This is a genomic window from Quisquiliibacterium sp. (assembly GCF_982640115.1).
This window is the reverse complement of the sequence record NZ_CEXFHW010000186.1, coordinates 1-7,464: the sequence shown is the minus strand read 5'-3', so window position 1 is coordinate 7,464 and position 7,464 is coordinate 1. Positions and strand designations below refer to the sequence as shown.

Sequence of the window (7,464 nt, the reverse complement as noted above, 5' to 3'; positions counted from 1 at the left end):
CATGCCGCGGCCGGCGCCTTGCGCTGGCCGGCCGCTGCCCTGCGGGGCGCGAGCCGCCACCGGCGCGGCGGGGGCGCTGCGCGCACCGCGGCCACCGCGATCCCCCCGGCCACCGCCGCGGGGTCCGCCGCGCGGCGGACGATCGTCATCGCGATCGTCGCGGTCGGCACCGGCAGCGCGAGCCGCGGCGCTGGCCGCGGCGACATCGAAGTCGGCCAGGGTCTCGCGCGGCAGGCGCCGCTTGAGCAGCCGCTCGATGTCCTGCAGGAAGGCCCGCTCGTCGCTGCCCACCAGGGACAGCGCGCGGCCGCTCGCGCCGGCGCGGCCGGTGCGGCCGATCCGGTGGACATAGTCTTCCGGGACATTGGGCAGCTCGTAGTTCACCACCTGCGGCAGCTCCTCGATGTCGAGGCCGCGAGCCGCGATGTCGGTGGCCACCAGCACCTGCAGCGAACCGTCCTTGAACTGGGCCAGCGCGCGGGTGCGCGCGTTCTGGCTCTTGTTGCCGTGGATGGCCAGCGACTCGATGCCGTCCTTGGTGAGCTGCTCGGCCAGCCGATTGGCGCCGTGCTTGGTGCGGGTGAACACCAGCACCTGGAACCACTGCCGCGTGCGGATGAGGTGCGAGAGCACCGCGCGCTTGGCGCCCTTGTCGACCTCGATCACGGTCTGCTCGACCGCCTCTGCCGGGGCATTGCGACGCGCGACCTCGACCGTGGCCGGGTTGTCGAGCAGCCCGTGGGCCAGGCTGCGGATCTCGTCGGAGAAGGTGGCCGAGAAGAGCAGGTTCTGGCGCTGTGCCGGCAGCAGCCGCAGCACCTTGCGGATGTCATGGATGAAGCCCATGTCGAGCATCCGGTCGGCCTCGTCGAGCACCAGGATCTCCACATGGGACAGGTCGACGGTGCGTTGACCGACATGGTCGAGCAGCCGGCCGGGCGTGGCCACCAGGATGTCGACCCGACCGCGCAGCTGCGCGATCTGCGGGTTGATGTTCACGCCGCCGAACACGCACGCCGAGGTGTGCGGCAGGTGGCGACCATAGTCGCGCACGCTGTCGTGTACCTGGGCCGCCAGTTCCCGGGTGGGGGTGAGCACCAGCACCCGCACAGGGTGGCGGCCGTTGGCCAGCTTGCCGGCGGGCTTGTCCTGCAGTCGCTGCAGGATGGGCAGGGTGAAGCCGGCCGTCTTGCCGGTGCCGGTCTGGGCTGCGGCCAGCAGATCGCCGCCCTTGAGGACCTGCGGGATGGCCTGCAGCTGGATGGGGGTGGGTTCGGTGTAGCCGCACTCGTTGACGGCGCGCACCAGGGGCTCGCTGAGCCCGAGACTTGCAAAGGACATGTCGCCTCGATGGAGGTGATTCGCGTCGACCGGCCGCAGTGCGAGTCGGGCCTGGACGGGCGGAATCGACGGCACCCGGACCTCAGGGGTCCGGCGGCACCAGTCAGGAAGACGACGGGGGTGGGTAGGGTCGAGGGCTGCGGAGAGAGTGCCCGAGGGGCAGACGCAGAACGCGGGGGCCGAAGACTGCGGCGAGAAAGACTGGTATTGGACGCCGCGAGCCGCACCATAGCACATCGGCGGCGCAGCGCAGGCCGCTGCCCGGACCAGCGGTCGGGTGCCGCAGCCCGAGACGATCAGGGCGCGGGCCGCTCCAGCAGCCAGGCGATCGCGCAGCCGGCGACCAGTCCCCAGAAGGCCGCGCCGATGTTGAGCACCGCGATGTCGGCCACGGTCACGAGGAAGGTGACCAGCGCGCCGAGCGGGAAGCGGCCGCCGAAGGCGGTGGTGAATGCATTCTGCAGCACCCGCAGCATGGCCAGGCCGGCCAGTGTGGCGATGAAGGCCGGCGGCGCGGCGAGCATGGCCCGGGTGGCCAGCGGCGAGAGCAGGCCGAAGACCAGCGCGAGCATCGCCACGACCAGCCCGGCGGTGTAGTGCCGCTCGCGTTCGCCCGAGCTGCTCAGGATGGCGTTGGTAGGCCCGGTGAGGCAGGTGGACACCGTGCCCACGCAGGCGGTGAACATCGACCACACCCCGCAGCCCAGGGCCACCGCGTTGACCGGCGCGTCATGACCCGCGGCCTTGAGCACGGCCACGCCCTGACCGTTCTGCACCACCAGCACCGTGATCAGCAGCGGCACCACCAGTTCGATCATGGCCTGCCAGGAGAACACCGGGGTGTGAAGCAGGGGCTGTGCGAGCACCGCGCTGCCGGCCGGGCCGGGATCGAAGCGACCCGACAGCGCTACCGCGAACACGCCCACCAGCAGGGCGCCGATCAGCGGTGGCAGGCGACGGCCCGCCGCGGGCCAGGCCGACAGCACGATGAAGCTTGCCACCATCGGCACCGCGATCGCCGCGTCTTCATGGACCGACCGGACGAGGTCGGTACCGAAGCGCAGGAATACGCCGGCCACCATGGCCATCACGATCGGCATCGGTGCGCTCGCCATCGCGCGCCTCACCCAGCCCGAGGCGCCGAGCAGCGCCATCAGCGCACCGGTGACGATGAAGGCACCGATCACCTCGGCGTAGCTCAGGTGGGTGAGGGCCGGGCCCACCAGCACGGTGCCGGGGATGGTCCAGAAGAAGGCCAGTGGCTGGCGGTACAGCCAGCAGGCCAGCAGCGTGAGCAGGCCGTTGACGAAGAACGAGCCGAACACCCACGAGGCCAGTTCGGCCTGCCCAAGACCGCCGCGGCTGCCCACCGCGAGCACCACCGCCACCGGCCCGGTGCTGGCGAAGATGAAGCCGATCAGGCCGTTGGCGAGGGAGGTGGGGCTGAAGTCGCGGGCGGCTCGTGCCGGCGTGGTGATCGGCCTGGCGAAGGCTTCGATCATGCGCGGGATGGCGGGCTGTGACGCAGGGGCGGACGGGCGGTCATGGACGGATCCGGTCGGGGCAGGGGGCTGCGGGCCGGCAGCGGCCCGGTCGCCGGGATTGTCGCCGCCGCGCGCCGGCGGCGTCCATCGGGATCGGCCGTGGCGGTTCCGAGGCCCGGCACGGCGCAGCGCCGGTGCGGGTGGCGACTGGCAAGATCGGGCTTTACGGTTCCGGAGCCTTTGCGATGAACGAGTCCCGCGGCATGCCCGCCGCCCTGTCCCGGCGCTTTGGCGCGCGACTGAGCCTGCCGCTGATCGCGGCGCCGATGTTCCGCGTGTCGGGGCCCGACCTGGTGATCGCGGCCTGTCGCGCGGGCGTGATCGGCGCCTTCCCCACCGCCAACTGCCGCAGCCTCGAGGAGTTCGATGCCTGGCTCACCCGCATCGCCGCGGCCCTCGGGCCCGGGCACGCGCCCTGGTGTCCCAACCTGATCATGCGGCGCGAGTCGCTGCGCGACGAGCTGGCGGTGCTGCTGCGGCACAAGCCCGAGGTGGTGATCACCAGCGTCGGGCCGCCCGATCCGGTGGTGGCGCCGCTCCATGACATCGGCACGATGGTGCTCTGCGATGTGGCCTCGGTGCGCCATGCCGAGAAGGCCGTGGCCGCGGGCGTGGACGGCCTGATCCTGCTCACCGCCGGCGCCGGCGGCCAGACCGGCTGGGCCAACGGCTTTGCCTTCGTGCGCGCCGTGCGCGAGTTCTTCGACGGTCCGGTGGTGCTGGCCGGTGGCGTGTCCGATGGGGCCGCGGTGCTTGCGGCCCAGGTGCTCGGCTGCGACGCGGCCTACATGGGCACCAAGTTCATCGCCACCGAGGAGAGCATGGCGGTGGCGGGCTACAAGCGCATGCTGGTGGAGAGCCGGCTCGACGACATCCTGCTGTCGAAGGCCTTCACTGGCCTGGAGACCAACACCCTGCGGCCATCGATCATCGCCGCCGGTCTGGACCCGGCCGCGCTGCCCACCGACATGGCGCCCGAGCGGGCTCGTGAGCTCTATGGCAGCGGTGGCAGCACCGGGGTCAAGCGCTGGGCCGACATCTGGAGCGCGGGCCACTCGGTATCGGGCGTTCACGCGGTGTGCGATGTGGCCACGCTGGTGGATCGCACCCGGGAGGAGTATCGGCAGGCCGCGCGCGCGGCGCTGCCGGTGCTGAACGCGGCAGCCGGCTGACGCCTGGTCAGCCGGCGCAGGGGCCCGGTCGGCCCGTCGCTCAGTCGGCCGCGATCGCGGCGGCCAGGGCTGCGCCCAGGGTGGCGGGCAGACCCCAGCGCTCCCAGTGCGAGCTGGACTTGCCGACCACGACCTCCACCGGCACCGACGCCTGGTCGAGCAGGCGCGCGGTGACCGAGTTCTCGATCAGGCGCGTGATCGAGTGCTTGCGAGCCGTGCCCACCACGATGCGCTGGCAGCCGTTGGCGAGCGCCGCCGCGCTGATCGCCTCGGCGCGGTCGCCCACGGCCACCTTCAGGCTGTGGGCCACGCCATGGCGCGTGAGCTCTTCGCGGGCTGCCCGCGTCGCGGCTTCGGCCCGCTCCTGACGCCAGGCATCGCGCTTGGCGCTGCTCACATGGCGGCCGATTCGCCGGGTGAGTGCCGGCTGCACATTCAGCAGCAGCACCTCGAGGGTGTTGGCCGCCGAATGGCGCATCAGGTGGCGCAGCGCCTCGAGAGAGTTCGGCGAGCCGTCGATCGGTACCAGGATCTTTTTCATGGCGGGTGCTCCTGCGTTGGAAGAAAGGCGGACGGTATCGGCGGGAAGGATTGCGGTTGCGTCGCGCGGGGCGTCCGGGACGCGCTGGTCGTGCGCTTCCTGGGCGGCGCGCAGCTTCGCGCTGGACTGCCGTGCGAAGCCGATGAGCAGCAGCCCACCCACGCCCAGCAGATACGCCACCGGCGCGATCCAGTCGGCATCGGCGAGCCAGGGTTTCACCAGCGGTTCGGACAGCATCATCTTCACGCCGGTGAAGGCGAGCACGCCGGCGCCGATCATCACGATGATCGGGAATCGCTCGGTGAGCTTGAGCAGCAGGGTGCTGCCCCAGACCACGATCGGCACGCTGATCAGCAGGCCGAGCACCACCAGCAGATAGCTGCCATGGGCGGCGCCGGCCACCGCCAGCACATTGTCGACGCCCATCACCGCGTCGGCGATCACGATGGTCTTCATGGCACCGAAGAAGGTGGTCGAGGCATCGACGCTGTCTTCCTCGTGGCCGCCGCCGGGTGCCATCAGCTTGTGGGCAATCCACAGCAGCAGCGCGCCGCCGGCCAGCAGCAGGCCTGGGACCTTGAGCAGCCAGACCACGGCCAGCGTCATGATGCTGCGCACCACCACGGCACCAACCGAGCCCCAGATCACGGCACGCCGTTGCAGGGCCGGTGGAAGCTTGCGGGCCGCCAGCGCGATCACGATGGCGTTGTCGCCCGCGAGAACGAGGTCGATGACCACGATCGCGAGCAGGGCGGATAGGAATTCGGCGGAGAGGATGTCCATCGTCGGCAAGACCCTGGTGGTGACCCGGCATTGCGCTGGATGCGACTGCCGGCATGGAATGGATTCTGGCCGCTCGCCAGAGGGCAATCGATGAAACTTTGCAATGTATTGCGAAGTGTCATCAATCGCTGCCGCCTGGCGGCGACGCCCGGCGTTGCACGGCCGGACAGGTTTGGATATTGTCGCCAGCAGATCACAGATGGCGTGCCCGTCTGCGATCACCCCCAAAGGGGAGTAGCTTTTCTCATCCGGGTCGTCAGTCCGGGTGGCCGCGCAAGCGGGCCGCCCCGGTCCGGGTGGTGTCAGGCGCCAGCCTGACGCGAGCGAGACCTTTGCCACGAAGCCTTCTCCGGCATCTTCCGGTGCCGGTGCGTTGTGCTTCGCGGGGAAGGTCCGCTTCGCCCAGTGCGTCGCGGGTTCGTCATGCGTCACGCCCGGAGGGCACTGATGGATCGCGCTCGTCTTCGTCGCTATGTTCGCCACGGCATGCTGCCGCAACTCGTCGCCTTCGAGGCCACGGCCCGTCTGGGCAGCTGCTCGCGCGCTGCCGAGCAGCTGCACCAGTCCCAGCCCACGGTGTCCATCCACATCCGCAAGCTGTCCGAGTCGCTGGGCCAGACCCTGTTCGAACGGGCCGGTCGGGGCCTGCGTCTCACCCCGGCGGGCGAGGAGGTGTATCAGACCTGCCACGAGCTCTTCTCCACCCTGGAAGCGCTCGATGAACGGCTGGCCCGGGGCGGCGCCGAGCCGCGCACCGAAAACCGGGAGGCGGTGATTTGACGCGTGCAGCGGGCTGCCCGTACCTTCGAAGGTTCCCAGCCAACACAACCCGGGTGCCTTCATGAGCCTGCCGCCGATCCTCCGAGACCGTCTCCGCCTGCCGGCGGTGGCCTCGCCGCTCTTCATCATCTCCAACCCGGATCTGGTCATCGCCCAGTGCAAGGCGGGTGTGGTGGGGTCCTTCCCGGCGCTCAATGCCCGGCCCAAGGAACTGCTCGAAGAGTGGCTGATCCGCATCACCACCGAGCTCGCCGAGTACGACCGGCAGCACCCCGAGGCGCCCTCGGCGCCGTTCGCGGTCAACCAGATCGTGCACAAGAGCAACGACCGTCTGGACCATGACCTCGAGCTGTGCGCGAAGTACAAGGTGCCGATCATCATCACCTCGCTCGGCGCGCGGCCCGAGCTCAACGAGGCCGTGCATGCCTGGGGCGGCATCGTGCTGCACGACATCATCAACAACCGCTTCGCGCACAAGGCGATCGAGAAGGGCGCCGACGGCCTGATCGCGGTGGCCGCGGGCGCTGGCGGTCACGCCGGCACGCAATCGCCCTTCGCGCTCATCCAGGAGATCCGCGAGTGGTTCGATGGCCCGCTGCTGCTGTCGGGCTCGATTGCCAACGGTCACGCCATCCTGGGCGCTCAGGCCATGGGCGCTGACCTCGCCTACATCGGCTCGGCCTTCATCGCCACCACCGAGGCCAATGCGCTCGAGGGCTACAAGCAGATGATCGTCGAGAGCGCGGCCGATGACATCCTCTACACGAACCTGTTCACCGGCGTGCACGGCAACTACCTCAAGCCCTCGGTGATCAAGGCCGGCCTCGATCCCGACAACCTGCCGGTGAGCGACCCCAGCAAGATGAACTTCGGCTCCGACCGCGAGAAGCCCAAGGCCTGGAAGGAGATCTGGGGTTGCGGGCAGGGCATCGGCGCGGTCAAGTCCGTGGGCTCGGCCGGCGATCTGGTGGCCCGGCTCAAGCGCGAGTACGACGCGGCCAAGGCCGAACTCGCGGCCAAGGCGATCTGAGGGCTGGGGGCGCGGTTCACGCGCCCCGCTTTCCGCGCTCTCCTCGCCTCGCCTCTCCTCGCCTCTCCTCGCCTCTCCTCGCCTCGCCTCGCCTCGCCTTGTGGCGCGCCGGCCGGCGCCGCCTGTCGGAGGCCGGGTCGGCGGGCCCGCCCGGCTGCGCCGGGTGCCCTTCGGTGCTCGTCGACCGGGGCGGCCCGCGAACTCGTCGCTTCGCTCCTCGGACAAACGCGGTCCGACCGCGCTGACGCGCGGCAACCCCGGTCGCCTGCGCTC

At 70.5% G+C, this 7,464-nt stretch carries 6 protein-coding genes and 1 pseudogene; 3 read left to right on the top strand and 4 right to left on the bottom strand.

Annotated elements, in window-relative coordinates:
- Window positions 1-1,341: DEAD/DEAH box helicase (locus AC2H6A_RS16430; protein WP_484274794.1), on the bottom strand; the 1,341-nt coding region annotated here is incomplete at its 3' end.
- Window positions 1,342-1,637: 296 nt separating this feature from the next.
- Window positions 1,638-2,843 (bottom strand): benzoate/H(+) symporter BenE family transporter, encoded by a 1,206-nt coding sequence (locus AC2H6A_RS16425; RefSeq protein WP_484274793.1) that lies wholly within the window; start codon window positions 2,841-2,843, stop codon window positions 1,638-1,640.
- A gap of 227 nt (window positions 2,844-3,070) precedes the next feature.
- On the opposite strand from AC2H6A_RS16425, the gene AC2H6A_RS16420 reads away from it, so the two are divergent.
- Window positions 3,071-4,057, top strand: a complete 987-nt coding sequence (locus tag AC2H6A_RS16420) for an NAD(P)H-dependent flavin oxidoreductase (RefSeq protein ID WP_484274792.1) — start codon at window positions 3,071-3,073, stop codon at window positions 4,055-4,057.
- Window positions 4,058-4,097: 40 nt separating this feature from the next.
- On the opposite strand, the gene AC2H6A_RS16415 is transcribed toward AC2H6A_RS16420, so the two are convergent.
- Window positions 4,098-4,598: a universal stress protein gene (locus AC2H6A_RS16415; protein ID WP_484274795.1), complete on the bottom strand. Its 501-nt coding sequence runs from the start codon at window positions 4,596-4,598 to the stop codon at window positions 4,098-4,100.
- A gap of 126 nt (window positions 4,599-4,724) precedes the next feature.
- Window positions 4,725-5,381: pseudogene (locus AC2H6A_RS16410) on the bottom strand (TerC family protein); the annotation flags it as partial.
- A gap of 447 nt (window positions 5,382-5,828) precedes the next feature.
- Between AC2H6A_RS16410 and AC2H6A_RS16405 the strand changes: the two are divergent.
- On the top strand, window positions 5,829-6,161 hold the full coding sequence (locus tag AC2H6A_RS16405; protein ID WP_484274791.1) for a LysR family transcriptional regulator: 333 nt from the start codon (window positions 5,829-5,831) through the stop codon (window positions 6,159-6,161).
- 61 nt (window positions 6,162-6,222) lie between these two features.
- Complete coding sequence (locus AC2H6A_RS16400; protein WP_484274790.1) at window positions 6,223-7,191, top strand: NAD(P)H-dependent flavin oxidoreductase; 969 nt, start codon at window positions 6,223-6,225, stop codon at window positions 7,189-7,191.
- Window positions 7,192-7,464: the final 273 nt, after the last annotated feature.